The following is a 20,066-nucleotide window of genomic DNA, read 5'->3' as shown; positions in this document are numbered from 1 at the left end:
TCACACCCATTTATACCTGCTATACTAAAGATAGAAACATTGATCAAACATTCACAAACAAGGAGGAGTTCACATATGAAAAACGTTTTTATTTTAGGAGGTACAGGATTACTCGGGTACCATACCGTCCGGGAATTACTGAAACGGGAGTACAAAGTATCTACGGTCGCACTGCCTCCAATGCCGGCGCCAGAATTGTTACCGCCAGAAGTTGAGTGTCATCTTGGAGATATCAACGAAATGACCGATGAACAAATTTTAGATATATTAGCTGGTAAGGATATGTTTATTTACGCTGCAGGAGCAGATGAACGAATGGTTCCTGAAATACCAGCGACTCATTTTTTCTACGAAGCAAACGTGCTTCCAACACAGCGTTTAGCTCGTCTCGCAAGAACTGCCGGAGTAAAAAAACTCGTCATTTACGGTTCTTACTTTGCGCATTTTGCGGAAGAATGGCCAGAGCTTAATCTGAAAAAACAGGCCTATCCAAGAACAAGACTATTGCAGGAAGAAATAGCCTTCATGGAAGGAGAAGGCCAAATGGATGTTATGTCTCTACGCCTTCCATATATTTTTGGAACAATGCCGGGACGCACTCCGCTGTGGGCAATGTTTCTCCCGCAAATTCAAGGAAAAGAAGTTGTACCGGTACTTGGCGGAGGAACAGCTATGGTTACTGTACAGCAGGTGGCTGAAGCAACTATCGGAGCTTTAGAATACGGCAGGCACGGCGAGCACTATGCCATCTCAGATACAAATATGAAACATAAAGATTTCTTCCAAATGATTGCTGATGAACTCGGACAAAACGATACCGTAATCCAAGTCGTTCCACTCGAACAAATGAAGCCTGCTATGGCACAATATGATAAAAAAACAGCTGCTGAAGGAAAAGAACACGGAATTCATCAAGCTGTTGCTGCGGAAATTCAAAATCGTGATGCATATATAGATCCAAATGATACAATGCCGCTCTTAAAATATAATAAAGCAGATATCCGCCAGGCAATTGTCGAGACAATTGAGCGTTGTCTTGAGGGTACGAAAAATTAATATGTAAACATGAGTTATCTTTCTTCTTCACATCCGAACGTTCCATCAAAATCTGGACTCGTTCGGATTTTTTACGAGGTTCCTCATAATGCTTCCTTCGCTCACTTTTCTTTTATACTGATAAACTGAATATCTAATTCCCCACTTCAACATTTATCCCACATATTCTTCACCTAACTACAAAGAAACTGGAATTATATTATTCTTTTCCATAAAAATACCCTTTGGATTCATCCTATCCAAAGGGTTAAAAGATGCAGTTTTATTTTAATTTTAAAGAGGTAACCTGCAAACAATAACTATAAGGACAACGTGTTAAGCTTGCGTTCATTTATCAATAGATGCTTTATCCCAAACATTCTCAGCTATTTGAATAATATGCTTCACCTTGTTCCACTGCTCTTCTTCCGTTAAAATATTCCCTTCCTCCGTACTGGCAAATCCACATTGCGGGCTTAATGCTATATTTTCCAAAGGAATATATTGACTAGCTTCTTTAATTCTTCTATTAATTACATCCTCATCCTCCAGCTCTGGAAACTTAGATGTAAACACGCCAAGCACTACTTCAGCATTACGGCGTTGAATATTCTCCAATGGTTTAAAATCACCACTCCGCTCATTATCATACTCTAAGAAAAATGCATCATACTTCAGTTTATCAAAGGATGGTGCAACATAATCATAGCCGCCATCAGCGTGAATATGCTTTGATTTAAAGTTGCCCCGGCACATATGAACGGAAACAAGAAGGTCTGCCGGTTTATCCTCTAAAGCATAATTAGTTGCATCAATAATCAGTTGAAGTACTTCTTCTTTTGATAAATCAGTAATTCCTGTCATCAAAGATACAAAGTTCTCATCAGCAAAAGTAGTCAATGTTGTTTCATCGAATTGAATGTATCTGCAGCCAGCATTATATAATTGCCGAATAACCTCACGATATGCTTTCCCTAAGTCACGGAATAATGCACGTGCATCAGCATATACTTTCTTCTCATCTTCAGTTACATTCCGGTAAAATATAACACCCGGAGCCGGAATAGTAACTTTAGCAACTTGTGTCCCATCACCATATTTCTTCACTAGGTCATTAAGATATAAGAAATCATTAATAAGGGCATTATTTTCATCAAATTCAATTTTATCCTTAATTTCATAGCTCACTCTGCGAACTTCAATACCATCAGCAAACTGTAAGCCACGATCTATTTCTACCTTTTCTATTCCTTTTAAACTGACAAAGAAATCCAGGTGCCAAAAGCTTCGTCTAAAATCTCCATCTGTAATTGCTTTTAACCCTACATCAATCTGCTTCTTAACAAGCTTTTCAATCTCCTGATCCTCTACCTCTCTTAACGCCGCTCGATTAATTTCTCCGTTCGCATAGCTTGCTCTCGCCTGTTTGACAGGATCAGTTCTTAAAAAACTCCCCACATGATCTGCTTTTAAAGGTAATTTACTTGTCATAATATACGCTCCTCCTTCAAATTCGTTTTCTTAATTATAAGTAAGTATACAAGGATGCTTTGATATATCCTAACACTAAAAATCTATCTGTTATCATAGCTTCAAGCTATATCAAATGATTTTTGATTCTATGAATAAAGAGACACTGATTCTTTTATACCGAACCAGTATCTCTTTACGTTCATAATTATTTCCTTAATATCTTCTCCATCGCCTTACCCTTCGCCAACTCATCAATCAGCTTATCCAAATAACGAATCTCCCTCATCAGCGGGGCTTCAATATCTTCTACCCGCACCCCGCAAACCACACCTTTAACCAAGGAGCGTGAATCATTCATCTGGGGAGCCTCATCAAAAAATGACTCAAAGGTCACTTCATTTTCAATTTGAGTTTCCAGTTCTTCCTGGCTATAACCTGTCAGCCAAGTGATGATTTCATCGACTTCTTCTTTTGTACGGTCTTTCCTCTCCGCTTTGTTCACATAATGAGGATAAACGCTAGCGAAAGTCATTGTGTAAATACGATGTTTTACCATGGCATAGCCTCCTTTTACGGTTCAGTTACTACATCTTCTGTTTCCAAATGAAATGTATCCAATAACTCGCGAACTTCATCCGTAGTTTCTGTACTCATCAATTGATGTCTTAATTCACTAGCTCCTCGGAACCCGCGGACATAAATTTTAAAGAATCGCCGTAATGGCTTGAAAGCACGAGGCTCCAGCTCTGAATACTTATCATGGAGATCTAGCTGTAATCTTAACAGGTCTAACAGCTCCTCACTGCTGTGCTCCCGCGGCTCTTTTTCAAATGCGAATGGATTCTTAAAAATACCGCGTCCAATCATCACACCATCTACACCAAACTCTTCTACAAGCTTCAGTCCTGTTTCCCGATCCGGAATATCTCCATTGATCGTTAACATCGTATCAGGAGCAATCTCATCACGGAGCTTTTTAATCTCTCCGATTAGTTCCCAATGCGCATCGACTTTACTCATTTCTCTTCTCGTACGCAAATGAATGGAAAGATTCGCTATGTCCTGCTTAAATACATGCTGCAGCCAGTCACGCCATTCGTCTATATTCGAATAACCCAGCCTTGTCTTAACACTGACAGGAATTCCGCCGGCTTTTGCGGCCTGAATAATTTCTGCTGCCACTTCCGGACGAAGGATCAGGCCACTTCCCTTTCCTTTGGAAGCAACATTAGGAACAGGACATCCCATATTAAGATCTATCCCTTTGTACCCCATTTCCGCCATACCAATACTCATTTCCCGAAAATTATCTGGTTTGTCTCCCCAAATATGGGCTACCATCGGCTGTTCATCCTCCGTAAAGGTCAAACGTCCCCGCACACTATAAATTCCTTCAGGGTGACAATAACTCTCCGTATTCGTAAACTCTGTAAAAAATACATCTGGGCGGCCTGCTTCAGCTACAACATGACGGAAAACAACATCTGTTACATCTTCCATCGGCGCCAATATAAAAAACGGTCGTGGTAAATCACGCCAAAAATTATTTGCCATTTCTTAATTTCAATCCTCTCATTTATCATTGGATAATAAATTATGCACTTATCCAATGTGGTAAAGCAGTAATAGACTCTGCTTCTTTTTTATTTTGTCCATGATTATATTATCACAAGAGGGTTGGTGTGTACAAAAAGACTTGATTACGATTTGCACGCATTCAATCAAAAAAGAGCTTTGGAGTTTTAAAGCCAATCTTTTTGAATACTCTTTTCTACGCGTTCCCGTTAAATCATTGCTATCTTTCTTCTAAATATTTTTCCTTGAACTGCGGACTAAGCTCGCTCCACACATCAAATTTATTACCATCTAAATCATAGAAAACAAAATTCCTTCCTGCATGTCCTCTGTTTTCAACCTCTCCAATTCTAACCTCACTGGCTGTCAACTCTTCATGCAATGCTTGCAAAGATTCCAACCCGTCTACTTCAAATGTTAAGAAAAAGCGTTCTTCACCATAAATATCAGTAAAATTCGAGGTTTGATCTTTGGCTGATTTCACCAGAAAAATACTTTGATTTGCCAGGTTTAATATAGCTTTATCCTCATCTTTATATGATACATCTGCACCTAATTTATCCACATACCATTCAGATGATTTCTCTACATTTGTTACCGGAATATAAGCAGTTCCAACTCTTAATAATTGTTCGCTCATTTAAAATCCCCTTTCTCACTCCTGATATTTATTTCATTTACTTTTTTTAATATCAAATAAGGTATTAACACTGGATCCGGCAGATAGTTATCCTTCTAAAAGTAATTGCTTCATACTTTTTATAATACCCATGTGCAGATTTTCGTGATTCATATGAAAAACAAACATCTCACCTAATGTTTCCATGCCCAGAAAAGGCTCTTTCAATGGATCATTCAGGTGCCCTTTACATGCCTGTTCAATAACAGCCGGCTGCTTTTCAAGCTGCATTATTATCTCCTTCATTGACGGAGGCTGTTCTGTCCAATGCGCTGGTTTACTGCCTCTCGGAAACAGCAAATGATAAGACAGGTGGAGCTGTCTCTCCTTATTAACGCCTGGAAACATTGTATTATCCCATCCTGTTAAAATATGGCCGGCATTCCATCGAATACTATTATTATGCCCCTCCGGCACCTGATCAGCTAATTTTTCAGGAATGGTAAGAAGAAACTCCACAGTCCAGTTACGCCATAATTTCATTTGTTGAAATAATTGTTCTTCCTTCATCGCATTTTCTCTCCTGTCAAAAACATATTATTCTGGGTAATGATTCATGCCGGATAATTAATATAAAGGAATCCTACTCATCAAATAACCCTCTTCTTATCAAATTCGCTGTTACCGGTGATCTCCCCAGTTCACGTGACCATACAGACAGCTGACCAATATGATGTATTTCATGTGCAATGACATGACGCATAATTTCTCCATACTTAAAACAAATTGTCTTCCCGCTGGAATCCGTTTCTGAAAGGATTTGATGCTCCATTTCGCTGGTCCAGGAAATAACAAAAGGTTCAATCTCCTGATGACACATCCTTGAAAATTCCTTCACTTTTGCTAGACTTGCATAAGATTCAAACGGCGGCTCCTCAGGACAGGGCTCACCTTTTAATTCTAAAATCCAGCTGTATTCCACGTCTATAATATGAAACAACGTGTAGAGGATACTTCCCACTCCTCCCGCCCGCTCCTTTAATAATTCTTCTTCAGAGACACTCTCACACCACTTAAACCAATCGTCACGAACCTGCCAGTTATATTGAAACAGTTTTAACATGATAAAGTCCTCCATTTCAGAATCATTTTGTATTATAATATTTGCTTTTAAACCTGAACTTTCATTAACCACTCATACGATATCGTTCATCAGGATATAAGGCTCATAAACTCCTCAACATCCTTCACACATAACTTTATCCCCTTTCCCCAAAAATCCTCAGTAGTAATATCCTCTCCCAAATGCTTCATGGCTAAATTTTCTAATGACATACTTCCCGAATCCCGAAGTAATGCGATATACTCCTTTTCAAATGACTTTCCTATTTCTTTCGATTTTGCATAGAGACTGAGTGCGAATAAATATCCAAATGTATAGGGGAAATTGTAAAACGGCGATGTTGTAATATAATAATGCGGTGTCCATATCCAAGAGCGCAATGAAGGATTATCAAATGACCTGTCATAAGCCATATTAAAGGCTTCCTTCATAAGTTCATTTAAACGCTCGACCGAAAGCCTTCCTTTTTTGCGCTCTTCATAAAAATTCTTTTCAAACAGAAAGCGGGAATGGATATTCATAAAATTCATCACGCTTCGTTTTAATTTTTCATCAAGTAAAAACAATTTTTCTTCCTTCGATTCTGCCTTTTCTAATACGGCATCTAGTATGACCTGTTCTGCAAAAAAGGAAGCCGTTTCCGCAATACTTAATGGATATTGTCTATTGCTTCCATCCACTGTTTTCATCGCATCGTTATGGAAAGCATGACCCAATTCATGTGCCAAAGTTAGTACACTTGTAATCCCTTCTTCATATGTCAAAAAAATCCTTGATTCACCAGTACGTGGAAAGCTCGCGCAAAATCCTGCAGTCGATTTATTTGCACGGTTTTCGGCCTCTACCCACTCCTTTTCAAAGGCTTTCCAGGCAAAGTCCCCCAACTCATTTCCAAAATGGCTGAAGCTTTCCAAAATAAAACTCACTGCTTCACCATAGCTCATCCTTTGCTTACTCTCTCCAACCGGTGCCCAAAAGTTATACGATTGCATTTTTGTATCACCGAACATTTTTGCCTTTCCCTCTAAATAATTGGTAAATGGTTTTTTATATTTATTTATAGCCGACCACATCGCATTTAATGTTTCCGCTTTCAAACGATTTTCTATTAAAGGCTCTGTTAATATATGAGGGAGTTTTCTGTTTTTATACACCTGTAGCCGGAAACCTGCTATGTTATTTAATATTTGTGCAAACAGCTCTTCTTTTTCCTGCAAAGCATCCTCTAAAGCAATATGAGCTGCTTTACGGATATCCTCGTCGGGATGAGACCGTAAATTAAAGGTTTGACCGATAGATAGCTCCCTGGATTCTTCTCCGAATGGCACGTTAATCTTTATTCTTCCTATCAGTGAATTGTAAAACTGCCGCCAAGCATGGTACCCATCCATCATCAGGTCTGAAACCAGTCTTTCCTCCTTCTCGTAACATCTTTGCTTTTTCCCGCCACATTGTAAGAATAAATTTATATTCATTTAAAGCTTTTGTTTCTATTATTTCGATCCACAGATCTTCATTTGTTTCCAAAATAATATGTTGAAATTTTTTGATAACTGATTCAAAACGGGCATTCATCGCAGAGATAACCCCTCTAAGTACTACAGCACCCTGGTCTTTTGTATTTTGCGCGGTAAGACAGGTTATAAAAGAATTAGCTTGAGATAACTTTTCCTGAATATCTCCTATGTTCTTTATGACTGATTCAATTCCTAGTGATTGATTTATCTCTAAGAGATTATCAAAGAGACTTAATTTTTCTTCCATTTTAGTGATTTCCAATTCTAATTGTTTTACATAGTTATTAAATGATGGCGACTCACTTCCACCTGGAAACAAATTATCCAGATTCCACACTTTTTTATACTTTGTTTCAGTCATACTTATCCTCCCTCATATTTAAACAACCGGCTAATCAGAACGTATATTCTTATATTAACACACCAGAAAATAAAAAGAACCCTTTCTGAAAATGTTTTTTCAGGATGAGTTCTTTCATAAGAAGTGTAACTCTGTTTATTTATTTTTTGTCAGATAATTATTTAAAGTTGTTTCCACTTTCTTAAAGTAAAGGAACCATCCAAACCAGTTTAGCAGATATAATAAGCTAAATGACAGACTGCTTCCTAAGATAACTGGTGCATTAAGAGGTATCCAGCCAACCATACTGGCAATAATAAGCCAGACACTATAAGAGAGAATAAAATGAATAATGGACTTTTTAACGAGATTGCTGCCGCTGTCTCCAAAAATAAGCGAGGAGACACCAAAGTATACTCCTAATAGCATACTGGCTCCCATATGCATCCAAATTTCTGAAACGTTGGCTTCGTATTCATTAAATTTCATAATAGTGAGGGCAATAAACGTTAATATACCTCCAAAAGCTATTCCAACAACAGACCGCTTTAAAGCTTCGAGTATCATTTTACTGCCCTCCTTGAATTAATTTTTCTTTAATGGCATTTACATATTTCCGTGTAATATATTCCTTGCTTCCGGACTGAAAATAAACACATAAATTTCCGTTAAAGGAGGCTTCAAATTTTTCAATACGATGAATATTTCCGATAACAGACTTTGAAAAGCGCATAAAATCATAGGAAATCAGGAATTCCTCCACTTCATAGAGCTTCATTTTCACTTCAATATGCGAACTCTTGGACACAGCATATATTTTTCTTTTCTCGGCATAAATGTAATCAATTTCCTTTGGCTCCAAAAGCACCGTTTGTTCCTGATTTACACCTGGTAAACGCTGCTGTTTTTTCTTATTGATCATATTTACGAGCTCCTGCAGCTCCTGTGTCCATTCCTTCGCTTGAATGGTTATCCGCGTCTCTTCATGGCTATCATCGATATCGATGTTTATTTTCATTCCATCTCCCCCATATATGCTCCATATCTCCCGCTATTTTACGGCTCTTTTCAGAAAATAGGGATAGCGGATGATGGCAATAATAAATGCTGCTGCCCCGATTGCAAATAATACAACCAAAGTTTGGAGAAGCTCCGGTACCTGAGTCGTTCCTGCCATAGCATCCTGAAAAGACTGGTGTGCCCAGTACTGAGGCAGAAAGTGAGCGATTGTCTGCATAAAGTCCGGCATCATTTCAAGCGGCATCCATAATCCGCTCAGCATCGCTCCACCCAGAGCAATGATCTGTGTGAGTGCAATTCCCATATTTTCTGTATTTACAGTAAGCGCCATTGCGAGCCCAATTGCTGTCACTGTAAACGTAATGAACAAGGACAAAATCAACAAAATGATTGGCTGCCCCAATGAAACATCATAAACTACTTTTCCGAATAAAAATAACACAACAATCTGAATAATCACAATAAAAGTAAATGGAAGCCATTTTCCAAGCAGATAATAATAGCTTTTGAGCGGTGTGCTTGCAAGCCTGGCTGTCATCCCTCTATTCCTATCTTTAATAAACACCTGCACCATCGAAATCATAATAAAAAATACAAACATCACGATATATCCCGGCACAATGGACTGAATAATTTCCTGATTGACTACTTCATTATCACCTGTTGTAAATACAGAAATAAATAAAACAGTAAATAAAATAGGCAGAATCAGCATCCAAAAAGCAAGCCCTTTATCCTGCAAATGCTTCTTTAATTCAACGATCATAATTGCACTCATTGTAACACCTCCTTATTTAGTCTCTCAAGTTACTTCCAGTTAATCTGAAAAAAACATCTTCCAGCCGGGGATGAACAAGCTCCATTCTTTCTACATCCAGACGATTCTCCCTGCAGTAGGAAATAATATGCTCCATTGCCTCCAGGGCTTTTTCTGTATAAAGTATAAATGCTCCATCTTCCTGCGATACGGTCCCATATTGTTCTAATTTGTCCTGAGGAATGCCGCTTCCTTTTACATAAATGGAGGGAACAGCATATTGCTGGAGTAATTCACTTATTGCGCCGTTTTCAATCATTTCTCCGCGATCAAGAAATGCTACGTAATCACAGAGCTTTTCAACCTCTTCCATATAATGACTGGCATAGATTACTGTCTTTCCAGCTGTTTTCAGATCTTCAATCATTTTAAAAATATATTTTCTTGATTGAGGATCTATGCCGACAGTCGGTTCATCCATGATAATCAGATCTGGGTTATGCATCAGTGCACACCCAATATTTAGCCTGCGCTTCATCCCTCCTGAAAACGCAAATACTTTATCTTTCCCCCTCTCACTGAGGCCAATTAGTGCCAGCACTTCTTTTATCCGCTGATTCAGACTGTTTCCTTTTAAATTGTATAACCTGCCAAACAGCTGTAAATTACTGAATGCTGAGATGTCCTCTTCTAAAATAATATCCTGTGGAACATAGCCTAATTTCTGCTTTGTTTTGTCAGTGATTCGTTTTTCATTAAATTCGATTTTTCCTTCGTAGTCGCGAATAATAGATGTAATCATTTTAATTAATGTGGATTTACCTGCACCGTTGGGGCCGACCAGCCCATAGCAGGCTCCTCCAGGAATGGTAATGGAAACATGTTTTAAAGCCTCTGTTTTATCGTAATGCTTTGTTACGTTATTAATTGTCAGCATGGTCACCATCTCCTTTCAACTCTATTATGACAAAGGAACGGGATGGTGCGGAAGAGTATGGTATAACATGCAGAGTTATATGTATGACATGTTGAATTACCCGCATAAAATATATGCGGGTTAGTGATTAGCCTAGTACGTGTTGCAACTATAAGCAAACTCATCTCATGTATCCTGCTCAAGATTTACTAACTCCTTTTCTTCATAAAACTTTAAGGTATCTCTGGGTCCACCTAAAAATTTAGCTACTTGTCCAATGGCATACATTAAACACTCCTCGTATCTCTTCTTGCTTTTCTAAACCGAATCACATTTGCAGTCAAAACTATGCGCGCTGCACAACAAGGTTTCCAGTCATGATGCTAAAAAAATGTGTTTTTATTTATCAACTTGGTTTTGCCCATATCAGATATAAAGCACCTGCCAAGTAACGCTCTTCCTTGATAAGCTTTACGTCAGAGCTATCTACAATATCAGAAATATTTCTGTTCTGATGACATCCTTCAACCTTTACCGCCAAAGGATCTATCAGTTTTTGTATCCCTGCCAGGATTTTATTTGTACTAATACCATGCTCCAGCATCAGTATTTTACCTTCTGGTTTACACCACTTTTGAAACCGATTCAGGACATCGACAGGCTTCTGGTAAGCACAAAAGCTGGTGGAGGATATAATTGTATCAAAGCTATTATCGTTAAACGCCATCGTTTCAACATCTTTTTGTATAAATGTAGATGGAAAAGGGTAATCTGTTGCCGCACGCTCTGCCATTATCAACATTTCATAACTAAAGTCCACCCCTGTCAATTCAATATCACTGCGATAAAAAGGGAAATTAAGACCTGATCCAATAGCAACCTCCAGCACTTTTCCCTCTGCTTCCTGAAAAATTCGTTGGCGAAACCTGGACCATTGGTCATTCTTTCGTCTTTTATCATATTTTCCGGCCTGCTTATCAAACTTTTTAATGAGTGCTTTGCGATCCATATCATCCCTCAATTCTTTTTTATTCAAGTCTTTTTATGTAATCTCAATCGTAATTCTTGAAGGGTTCAATCTTTTTTACAGTATCTTTTTATCTATTAAGTTAAATTTATTGTATTTCACCTTTCAGAGCAATCCTTTTCACAGTACCTAGCCATAATAATTATAAGAATTTACGGAATTGACTATTATTTTTACCCTGTTATAATAAATGCAATTAATGAGAGTTGGGAGGAAATAAAATGAGGCTAAATAAAACAAACACAGTGATTGATCGCATATACGGAACTTTTTTGGAGTGTTTACGATGTTGATTTACCAATAAAATAAACATCCTTAATTTATTGGTAAATCATTACCAAACATATTAAGGAGACATTAATGAAAATTAAAAAATTTATATCTTATTACAGGCCATATAAGAAGATTTTTGCTGGTACTTTGTTTGCGTCATTATTAGTCACAATTATTACGCTCTCGATTCCGCTAATCATAAAATATATGACGGATAACCTGATAAATAACTTTTCTCAGGAAAATGTATCTTTTATCTATTTGTTAGGGGCATCCATGATTGCGCTAATCCTGATCCAATTTCTTGCTCATATTTTTGTTGATTATTATGGGCATGTTATGGGGAACAGAATGGAAAAGGATATGAGTGAAGAACTGTTTCACCATATACACCGGCAGCCACATTCGTTTTTTGATACTAACAGTACAGGTAATTTATTATCCAGATTAACGCATGACTTATATAATTTATCCGAATTATATCATCATGGTCCGGAAGATTTGTTAATGTATATATTAAGATTTTTCGGGGCTATTATCATACTTTCCTTTATAAGTATGAAGCTGACACTCGTACTGCTTCTCTTCGTCCCCATTTTTTTGGGCATCACATGGTATTTCCAAAGAAAGCTTTTCCATGTTTATAAGTCTGACAAAGAAATGACGGGAGAAATTAGCGGTTTTCTGGAGAATTCATTAAACGGAAGCAAGGTTACAAAGGCATTTACAAATGAAAAAAGTGAATTGGAACAGTATAAAGTTTATAATAAACAGCTTATTGAAATTAAAAAGCTGGTTCACAAAAATGAAGCATTTTATAGTGAATCAATAAATTCGCTCACACAAGCACTTCCGATCATCATAATCGTAACCGGTTCCTTATTAATTTTACAGGACGACATTACAATTACTGACTTATTAACGTTTATTTTATATATAGCTTATATCACAACACCAATTCAAGTGTTTGTTAAGCTGACTGTTCAATATAGAGAAGGAATATCCGGTTTTAATCGATTTTATGAGATTTTACAAATCGATCCAGCTATTAAAAACTCAGCGAAACCACAACAATTAGACAATATACGTGGTAATATAGAATTTAAAAATGTTACCTTCCGTTATAACGAGAAAAATATAATTAATCATTTAAATCTCAAAATCAATGCGGGTGAGTACATTGCTTTCGTTGGACCGTCCGGAATAGGGAAATCGACGATAGCCTCGTTAATACCAAGATTTTATGATATACAATATGGGCAGATACAAATAGATGGTATGGATATTAAAGATTTGGAATTAACTGCATTAAGGAAGCAGGTTGGTATCGTTCAGCAAGATGTTTATATGTATTCCGGTACAATAATAGATAATATAAAATACGGGAAACCAAATGCAGATGAGAAAAGTGTTATAGAGGCAGCAAAACAAGCCAATGCACATGATTTTATAATGCAGCTGCCCCATGGCTATCAAACATTAATTGGTGAAAAAGGAGCTAAATTATCCGGTGGGCAAAAGCAAAGACTTAGTATTGCTAGAGTCTTTTTAAAGAACCCAAAAATAGTCATCTTTGATGAGGCTACGAGTTCATTGGATAATAGGAGTGAGAGAATCGTACAAAATTCATTAGAACGATTGTCTGAGAACCGCACGACGATTGTCATTGCTCATCGCCTTTCAACGATTAGAAATGCGGATAGGATATACGTTTTTTCTAATAAAGGGATTGAGGAAATTGGCACGCATGAACAATTGATGAAAAACCGCGGATATTACAGGAGGATGTATTTGGAAACATCCAGTACAGATTAATATTTTTTTAAATGGTCAGAAAAAATGCTACATGTGTTTTTTAGTAAGTTTTATGAATATAACTTATTTTGAAATAAAAAAATCGCTATTAACAGGAAATTAATAGCGATTTTTTTGTTTTAGAATTTTTTTGGCAAACGCATTCCATCTTCCATTCATTATGTATGTGGAAAAAATTAAATGAGACATCGTCTTAGCAGTCACCGCACTGAATAACAATGATTTGATCCAAAACAAGCAGGAACATAGCAATTGAGAAGAATTATATAAAAACGAAGAATGCTAAGATAAAGAAGAAGCATCAAAACAGTCCATATCTATACAAAGCAACATATCATTTACTTATGAAAGGAGAGATTCGTCATGCCAGAAAAGAACACAGCATTGCCCGAGATTGTCTCCCGTGATGAATGGCATACTGCACGCAAGGAATTGCTAAAAAAAGAAAAGGAAGCCACTCGTGCTCGAGATGCGTTAGCTGCAGAACGCCGCAGGCTGCCAATGGTCCCTTTGGAGAAAGAATACATGCTTGAAGGTCCGAACGGTACAATCCGTTTATTAGATCTATTTGCAGGACGTCGTCAGCTTCTCACCTATCACTTTATGTTGGAACCAGGAGATGAAGCACCCTGTTCTGGATGCTCGATGTTTGTAGACAATATTGGCCACCTTGCCCACCTGCATGCCCGTGACACTTCCTTCGCGCTTATATCTCGCGCACCATATGCTGAAATTGGCCAGGTAAAGAAGCAAATGGAGTGGACAATTCCATGGTACTCCACGTTTGGTCATAAGGATTTTAACACAGATAGCGGTGCTGGATCAGGCTTCGGTCTGAGTGTTTTCCTTCGTGCCGGCAGCAGTATTTACCAAACCTACTTTACATCCTGGCGCGGTATCGAGACGCTCGGCAGTAACTGGACATTCCTGGACCTGACACCTTTTGGACGCCAGGAAACCTGGGAAAACTCACCGGATGGATGGCCAAAAACAAAGCCATATCAGTGGTGGCGCCTTCATCATAAATATGATAATTAATAGGCATACTCCAAAATGGATTATATGATTTTTATTACCTGATATCTTCGGGAAGATTGCGATAAGGTCGATATTTTTTAAAGAGGAGATAATCATATGACTGAATTAGTTTTTAAGAAATTTGAAATGACCAGAGGCTGGTTTATTAAGGTTGCAGAATCCATTCCTCAAGAAATAGCAAATATACAGCCAGATGTTTTTAATAATAATATCCATTGGCATATAGGTCATGTTTTAACGGCCTGTGAACAATTAATATTTGACTTTCCCGAAAAAATGAACAACCTTCCTGACAACTATGTTGCATTATTTGAAACAGGTACAAAGCCCGCTGATTGGAATGGAGATATACCGGATGTAAATACACTGATTGCTCAGCTGAAGGATCAATTACAGCGTCTCAAACAAATTCCTCCCAGACAATTACAGGAAAGAATTGAAAAACCTTTCTTTGGACTGGAAACCTTTGGAGAGTTAGCTGGTTTTGTAAATGTTCATGAGGCCATTCATATCGGAAAAATAGAAGAAATGAAACGTGTGATAGAATTTCAGGCATTTAAAAGCTAACCTGATGAAGGTAGAAATCCATATTTGTGGATTTTGCAACTATGAAAATTCATTCACTTTACTCCTAAAAAGAAGCAGGATATATTCGTGAAAAAGGCTTTTCCTTATTTTCAGAAATATATCCTGCTCAGCTGGTCACCTGTTGTTCTATTATCTTTCATTATTTTATCCAATTTCCTCCACCAATTCTAATATAATTCCCTCCGGCCCGCGAATGTAGCATAATTTATAAACATTTTCATAGTTTTGTATCTCACCAAAGATTTCTGCGCCTGCCTTTTCCAATTTGGCAACAATAGCTTCTATATTCTCAACAGCAAAAGCAATATGCCTGAGTCCCAGTGTATTTGGCAGTGGATGCTGAACATCATATTCGTCTAATGGTGAATGGAATTTAACCAGTTCTATCTTTGCTTCCCCACCGGGTGCTTCTAACATAGCTACCGTTTCTTTCACATCAGGAAGCCCAATAATCTGTTCCACCCATTCTCCTTCCACTTCCGCCTCCCCAAGCTCTCTAAGTCCAAGCTCAAGAAAAAAGGCTTTAGCAGCAGGAAGATCATTTACAATGATACCTATATGATCTATTCGTTGAACCTTCATATATTTTCCTCCTATTTTTCCCCTAAAGCTTATCACATAAAAATATCTAGTGATCCGTTACACCTCTTGTCATCCAGTTTTTCTTGATCACATACAATAGATAAATCAGGTTGAACAACATTATTTATATCATTGTCTTGCTTATTATCCACTAATAACCGCACATCAAAAGGAGCAAAAAATACTTCACATTCCTTTTCTCTTAAGAAAACAGAAAAAGCAGTAGATAGCTCTCTGAGAACCTGCTGACGCCTGCGTGAAGGGGCAGGTGACATATTGAAATATCGCCATCAATTAATTCAAGTCTTCCCCCTTCATCCCAGGTCAGATAATCAGCATACGAATATTTTTTTTATTTGGAATGGGCATTATAATCATTCCTTTCCACGAATACTTTACAAATATCATATCATAAATCGAAAATATTACTCATCATCTTCTTTAAACTGAGCTTTCCGCATTGATGATAGCGCGAACCATAGCCCACATAATATAAGTCCAACAATCGAAATCCACAAAGCCTGTCGAAAACCTATCCCGTCAGCAATTGCACCACCTAATGGTGCACCAATTACCACCATACTACGATTGATCGATCTTAAAGTGGCATTCATACGGCCTTGTAAGTGCAAAGGAGTAACAGATTGGCGATATCCCATTTCAAGCGGTCCTTCAATTCCCATAGCAAAACCATAAAAAAGCTGACCTAAGATCACAAATATAAGTGCAATAATCTGCGTATCAGAGTCATTCGCTGCCGGGGAAAGTACCATCAGAATCACTGCCGGCCCATAAAGAATCCGGGAAAAAGCCATAGACTTTCCAACACCGAAGCGCATGCCAGCTCGATTGGATAAGGAGGTACCAATTACAGCACCAACTCCTCCTGCTGCAAGTAAAAATCCAAGAAGGGATTCCTTAAAACCCAGTTCGATTAAAATAAATGTCACGAATATGGTAATCATCATGCTATGAAATAAGAACCAAGCATGCGTATTTAAAGCAAGCGTTCGAAGGTATTGGTGCCGGTACATCCATTGCAGACCTTCTTTAATTTGTTTGCCAATTCGGCCATCCGTTGCAGACTTTTCTAAAGGCTTATGCTTTATTGTTGCCATTAGAACTCCTGAAAATAAATACGAAACAGCGTTTACTAGAATAGTAAACGGAGCACCAATCCAAGAGACGAGTCCACCGGCAATTGCTGGCCCGCTCGTTTCGGCAACAGCTGAAACTTGCTCCAGCCGTGCATTAGCCCGTATTAGCAAGGGACGAGGAACTAATTGTGGCACAAAGGACTGGTACGCAGCATCATTAAATAGCGACATGACACCAAATAGAATCAGCATGATCATTAACCAGCCAATATTGATTACCTCCGTGACTGCCAGCAGGCAAATCATAACCAGCAGCATGCCACGCCCAATATTAGTGACTACCAGCACAGTCTTTCGATGGAAACGGTCAATCAAAACCCCTGCCAGTAATCCAAGTAGTATATAAGGAATCCACCTGGATGCTGATACCCAGCCAACATCTACAGCGCTTCCTCCCATATTAACCACTACCAATACCTGAAGAGCCAGAGTCAAAATAAACATACCAAAGGTCGAACTGGCCGAAGCTACCCAAAAACGAACAAAGCTTTTATGTTCTCTGAGTTTCATCATAAGAGGCTTCTCCTTTCAAGCTGGGAAACATTTTGAATTCTCGGCCATAAATAACCGTCTACCTTACTTCCAGATGCTCTTCCTTCTTTAACCAACATATCAATTTTAGATATTTTTTCATCCCCCTTTAGGTAAAATCATAACCAAAGAGGCAAAACAGTGCAATTTTATTATAAAAATCAAAAAATTAAGCTTATAACACCCGATTCAATCAGCTCAATTGCGGCCGCATAAACTTACATACCTGGATTATTTTAATTCTGTTTTCGTAAATTGACTCTAAGGATTGTTCCACAAGGATCCGAAATCCAATAACCATCTGAGTTCTCGTATAATTCCACTTCATCTCTTCTATCAACATGATTCTCCTGTAAGTACTCTGCTGCGTGCTTAACATCGTCTGTCTGAAGCTCTAGCCATACATCCTGTTGAGAATAATTATCCATACAATCCAGCCACAATGTAGCTTCGCCTAACTGAAAGGCATGTGAATCCGACATGAAACCCAAGTACGGCAGTTTTATTACCTCCTTATAAAAATGCACTGTCTCGTTGTATTTAAATTTAGGAATTTTTAAAGCTATGTTATTTCCACCACCAAATTCTCCTTTTGTCATTTTCATACAGGATACCTCCGTTATTTTTCTTTACTATACCATTTGCTGGTTCTCTCCACTTCTTTTGGATTGCTCCTCTACACAATAATATATTATATGAATTGGCTGCAGAACTAATTTCCAATCGTGATTTCTGCTTGAAAAACGATAACTGCATAACCTCCAATTTGAACTTGTACCGGTTTTTGATTATTACAATGAACGGTAACATCCACTATCCCTGTACGTTTTATTGCTTCACCTTGTACTCCTGAGAAATGAAACATTCTCCCTTTTAATGGCATCAACTGATGTTGAACTAGATAAGCACCTGCAGGACCATGGGCATTTCCGGTAACAGGATCTTCATTTATTCCGATAGCCGGTGCAAACATTCTTCCGTAAGTTAATATATTGGTATCTTTTGAATCAAGTGTAAAAACAAAGTATCCATTACACTGAATATGTTTACTAAGCTTAACAAGCAAATTCATATTAGGAGATAATTGATTAAGCTTATCTCTTGATTTAATACCAATCAGTACTTTCGAGTGTCCAGTCGAAACGATTTGAATCGGACACTGATTATGAAGTGCATCCGGTGTAAGATCAAAGGCAGAAAGCAGTCGTTCTTTATCAATTCCTTTAATGATCGGTCCAAATTCAATTTTCTCTTGCGTTATAACGATTTGATAATCATTATTTTTTTCTGTAATCTCTATAGGTAATATTCCGGCTTCCGTTTTAATTTTGATTCTTGAAAAATCAGTCATATTATTGTGATGCGCACATACATAGAGAGCAGCTATGGTGGCATGTCCACAAACAGGAACTTCGGTAGTTGGCGTAAAATACCGTACCCTAAAATCATGATTAGATGATTCTGGAGGAAAAATAAAAGCCGTCTCCGAACAATTAATTTCCCGGGCGATATTTTGCATTTGATTAACATCTAAACCTTCTGCGTCCAGAACTACTCCAGCAGGGTTTCCCTGAAACTTTTCTTGCGTAAAAACATCTACTTGATAAATTTGATATCTTTTCACAATAACCTCCTATAAGGCGATAAATCATTATTTAATTACTTTGATTTTACATTTATTTATGGATAAGATTCATCCAATTTAGAATTGGTCTTAACCCATTTTGGTTAAAAAGATAAAAATTCCTTTTTCCCTCCTTGGCTAAAAAAATTATTTCATTTTTTCTCAGTTCTTTGAGATGATAAGACAATTTAGTATTTGAAATTTGGACCTCCTCTGCTTGTAAAATATTCAATATATCCTCTGGACAAAACCCATCTTTTGATTCGAGTGTATCCGGTAAAAAAACTCTCCTTTCCTGATCAAATCGCAACATCTCAATTATCCGAACACGTATTGGATCCTGAAGTACTTTAAAGACGTCTGTTACTTTAATATTATTCATAGCTTTATTATAATCTTTTTCTCTTGACATTTCAAATATATTTGAAATGAGTTGATTTCTATGAAATATTCACAGCAAGAGCTGATTAGTTTAGTAAGTATTTGTATTGGCACTTTTTTAATTATCTTGGATACAAACATTGTAAACATTCTTATTCCTGAATTACGAAGAGAAATGGATTTAACAATCTCCCAAACATCATGGATCGTCAATAGCTATGTTCTGGCATTCGCTTCGTTGATATTATTATTCGCCAGAATCAGTAAGCGAATAGGTGCAAAAAATGCATTTATTTTTGGAATTACTATTTTTATGATTGGCTCCATATTATGTGGTTTATCAGATGTCTATGTAGAGCTAGTCATTGCTCGTATTATTCAAGGAATTGGTGCTGCTTTGTTCGCACCTATCGCAACAAAGCTTTTATCATCTACCGTAACAGAGCCTAAAAAACGAGCTATTGCTTTTGGCGTATGGTCAGGTACTTCAGGTATGGCATTCGCATTTTCACCAATGGTCGGCGGATTTTTAAATGAGCTGTGGGGATGGCAGAGTGTCTTTTTAATCAATATTCCTTTTTCTTTGATCGTTATTTTAACCGCATCATAGCTATCAAAGACGTAAAAAAGGAACAAACATCGCTATTTATGAAGGAACAGATAATGATTGTTCTG

22 protein-coding genes and 1 pseudogene are annotated in these 20,066 nt (G+C 37.6%); 5 read left to right on the top strand and 18 right to left on the bottom strand.

Annotated features, from left to right (window positions below):
• Positions 1-75 precede the first annotated feature (75 nt).
• Positions 76-1,056, top strand: coding sequence for an NAD-dependent epimerase/dehydratase family protein (locus MHH51_RS02140; RefSeq protein ID WP_339284232.1), 981 nt, complete (start codon positions 76-78; stop codon positions 1,054-1,056).
• A gap of 327 nt (positions 1,057-1,383) precedes the next feature.
• Here MHH51_RS02140 and MHH51_RS02135 read toward each other — a convergent pair whose 3' ends face one another.
• The 14 genes and pseudogenes from MHH51_RS02135 to MHH51_RS02070 form a co-directional block, all read right to left on the bottom strand.
• Entirely contained in the window at positions 1,384-2,526 is a 1,143-nt protein-coding gene (locus tag MHH51_RS02135) for a 5-methyltetrahydropteroyltriglutamate--homocysteine S-methyltransferase (protein ID WP_339284231.1), read from the bottom strand.
• Between the two features lie 187 nt (positions 2,527-2,713).
• Positions 2,714-3,064 carry a DUF2200 domain-containing protein gene (locus MHH51_RS02130; protein ID WP_339284229.1) on the bottom strand — a complete coding sequence of 117 codons (351 nt, stop codon included), beginning with the start codon at positions 3,062-3,064 and terminating at the stop codon, positions 2,714-2,716.
• Positions 3,065-3,078: 14 nt separating this feature from the next.
• Positions 3,079-4,062: a tRNA-dihydrouridine synthase gene (locus MHH51_RS02125; protein ID WP_339284228.1), complete on the bottom strand. Its 984-nt coding sequence runs from the start codon at positions 4,060-4,062 to the stop codon at positions 3,079-3,081.
• Positions 4,063-4,303: 241 nt separating this feature from the next.
• Positions 4,304-4,723 carry a VOC family protein gene (locus MHH51_RS02120; RefSeq protein WP_147208861.1) on the bottom strand — a complete coding sequence of 140 codons (420 nt, stop codon included), beginning with the start codon at positions 4,721-4,723 and terminating at the stop codon, positions 4,304-4,306.
• Between the two features lie 87 nt (positions 4,724-4,810).
• Positions 4,811-5,272: a DinB family protein gene (locus MHH51_RS02115; protein ID WP_147208859.1), complete on the bottom strand. Its 462-nt coding sequence runs from the start codon at positions 5,270-5,272 to the stop codon at positions 4,811-4,813.
• Between the two features lie 73 nt (positions 5,273-5,345).
• Positions 5,346-5,825 carry a DinB family protein gene (locus MHH51_RS02110; protein ID WP_147208857.1) on the bottom strand — a complete coding sequence of 160 codons (480 nt, stop codon included), beginning with the start codon at positions 5,823-5,825 and terminating at the stop codon, positions 5,346-5,348.
• Between the two features lie 89 nt (positions 5,826-5,914).
• Positions 5,915-7,153, bottom strand: a complete 1,239-nt coding sequence (locus MHH51_RS02105; protein ID WP_339284225.1) for a M3 family metallopeptidase — start codon at positions 7,151-7,153, stop codon at positions 5,915-5,917.
• A 1-nt stretch (position 7,154) separates the two neighbouring features.
• Positions 7,155-7,703 (bottom strand): hypothetical protein, encoded by a 549-nt coding sequence (locus tag MHH51_RS02100; protein WP_339284224.1) that lies wholly within the window; start codon positions 7,701-7,703, stop codon positions 7,155-7,157.
• Positions 7,704-7,838: 135 nt separating this feature from the next.
• Positions 7,839-8,249, bottom strand: coding sequence for a DUF3021 family protein (locus tag MHH51_RS02095; RefSeq protein WP_147208855.1), 411 nt, complete (start codon positions 8,247-8,249; stop codon positions 7,839-7,841).
• 1 nt (position 8,250) lies between these two features.
• Complete coding sequence (locus tag MHH51_RS02090) at positions 8,251-8,700, bottom strand: LytTR family DNA-binding domain-containing protein (RefSeq protein ID WP_147208853.1); 450 nt, start codon at positions 8,698-8,700, stop codon at positions 8,251-8,253.
• Between the two features lie 33 nt (positions 8,701-8,733).
• The gene (locus tag MHH51_RS02085; RefSeq protein ID WP_339284222.1) at positions 8,734-9,480 is read right to left on the bottom strand and encodes an ABC transporter permease; all 747 of its coding nucleotides are present in this window, start codon (positions 9,478-9,480) and stop codon (positions 8,734-8,736) included.
• A gap of 16 nt (positions 9,481-9,496) precedes the next feature.
• Positions 9,497-10,396 carry an ABC transporter ATP-binding protein gene (locus MHH51_RS02080; RefSeq protein ID WP_339284220.1) on the bottom strand — a complete coding sequence of 300 codons (900 nt, stop codon included), beginning with the start codon at positions 10,394-10,396 and terminating at the stop codon, positions 9,497-9,499.
• 171 nt (positions 10,397-10,567) lie between these two features.
• Positions 10,568-10,663, bottom strand: a pseudogene (locus MHH51_RS02075) (MerR family transcriptional regulator); the annotation flags it as partial.
• 118 nt (positions 10,664-10,781) lie between these two features.
• A complete protein-coding gene (locus MHH51_RS02070; protein WP_156985928.1) occupies positions 10,782-11,384 on the bottom strand; it encodes a class I SAM-dependent methyltransferase in 603 nt (200 codons plus the stop codon).
• Between the two features lie 378 nt (positions 11,385-11,762).
• Between MHH51_RS02070 and MHH51_RS02065 the strand changes: the two genes are divergently transcribed.
• The 3 genes from MHH51_RS02065 (at position 11,763) to MHH51_RS02055 (ending at position 15,095) form a co-directional block, all read left to right on the top strand.
• The gene (locus tag MHH51_RS02065; RefSeq protein ID WP_339284218.1) at positions 11,763-13,490 is read left to right on the top strand and encodes an ABC transporter ATP-binding protein; all 1,728 of its coding nucleotides are present in this window, start codon (positions 11,763-11,765) and stop codon (positions 13,488-13,490) included.
• Between the two features lie 363 nt (positions 13,491-13,853).
• Complete coding sequence (locus MHH51_RS02060) at positions 13,854-14,528, top strand: DUF899 domain-containing protein (protein WP_339284217.1); 675 nt, start codon at positions 13,854-13,856, stop codon at positions 14,526-14,528.
• 96 nt (positions 14,529-14,624) lie between these two features.
• Positions 14,625-15,095: a DinB family protein gene (locus tag MHH51_RS02055; RefSeq protein ID WP_339284215.1), complete on the top strand. Its 471-nt coding sequence runs from the start codon at positions 14,625-14,627 to the stop codon at positions 15,093-15,095.
• 165 nt (positions 15,096-15,260) lie between these two features.
• On the opposite strand, the gene MHH51_RS02050 is transcribed toward MHH51_RS02055, so the two are convergent.
• From MHH51_RS02050 to MHH51_RS02035, 4 genes are all read right to left on the bottom strand, one after another.
• Positions 15,261-15,698, bottom strand: a complete 438-nt coding sequence (locus MHH51_RS02050) for a VOC family protein (RefSeq protein ID WP_339284214.1) — start codon at positions 15,696-15,698, stop codon at positions 15,261-15,263.
• A gap of 425 nt (positions 15,699-16,123) precedes the next feature.
• Positions 16,124-17,368, bottom strand: a complete 1,245-nt coding sequence (locus MHH51_RS02045) for an MFS transporter (protein ID WP_246145023.1) — start codon at positions 17,366-17,368, stop codon at positions 16,124-16,126.
• Between the two features lie 254 nt (positions 17,369-17,622).
• Entirely contained in the window at positions 17,623-17,991 is a 369-nt protein-coding gene (locus MHH51_RS02040) for a hypothetical protein (RefSeq protein ID WP_339284212.1), read from the bottom strand.
• A 107-nt stretch (positions 17,992-18,098) separates the two neighbouring features.
• Positions 18,099-19,010 carry a PhzF family isomerase gene (locus MHH51_RS02035; RefSeq protein WP_339284211.1) on the bottom strand — a complete coding sequence of 304 codons (912 nt, stop codon included), beginning with the start codon at positions 19,008-19,010 and terminating at the stop codon, positions 18,099-18,101.
• 442 nt (positions 19,011-19,452) lie between these two features.
• Here MHH51_RS02035 and MHH51_RS02030 point away from each other — a divergent pair, with 442 nt between their 5' ends.
• Complete coding sequence (locus tag MHH51_RS02030; protein ID WP_339284209.1) at positions 19,453-20,001, top strand: MFS transporter; 549 nt, start codon at positions 19,453-19,455, stop codon at positions 19,999-20,001.
• The last annotated feature ends 65 nt before the right edge of the window (positions 20,002-20,066 follow it).

It is taken from the genome of Oceanobacillus sp. FSL K6-3682, from assembly GCF_037976165.1.
GTDB lineage: Bacteria > Bacillota > Bacilli > Bacillales > Amphibacillaceae > Oceanobacillus > Oceanobacillus sojae.
The sequence above is the reverse complement of the archived record's forward strand: the minus strand, read 5'-3'. Positions and strand labels throughout refer to the sequence as shown.